A 329-nucleotide genomic window follows, 5' to 3' on the forward strand; every position below is an offset into this window, starting at 1 on the left:
CGCTGAAGTGCCGGTACAGGCCCGTTCCGCCGCCGGTGTGCAGCCACGATCCGAGCGCCTTGTGGAGCTCCGCGACGGCGGCCGCGGCCAGGGTGGCCCCGCCGTCCCGGGCGGTGTAGCGGAACTGCATGACGACGTCGCTGATGGTCTCGTAGTCGAACTGGCGGAAGGAGTCCGGCAGCGACAGCTGCCATTCTCCGATGGCGCCCGCGCCTTCGAACGGCAGGAACCGCTCGTCGCGCAGGGTGCCGTCGAAGAGTCCGGAGTCGTCCTGTCCGGTGCTGGTCACCACCGACTGGACGGGGCCGATGTGGTCCCGGAAGCGGATG

Annotated in this window: 1 protein-coding gene; it reads right to left on the reverse strand. The window is 70.2% G+C overall.

From position 1 onward, the window contains the following. A partial coding sequence (locus tag OQ02_RS45440) for a hypothetical protein (RefSeq protein ID WP_033443837.1) occupies window positions 1-329 on the reverse strand: 329 nt, incomplete at both ends.

It is taken from the genome of Saccharothrix sp. NRRL B-16314 (genome assembly GCF_000716595.1).
Lineage (GTDB): Bacteria > Actinomycetota > Actinomycetes > Mycobacteriales > Pseudonocardiaceae > Actinosynnema.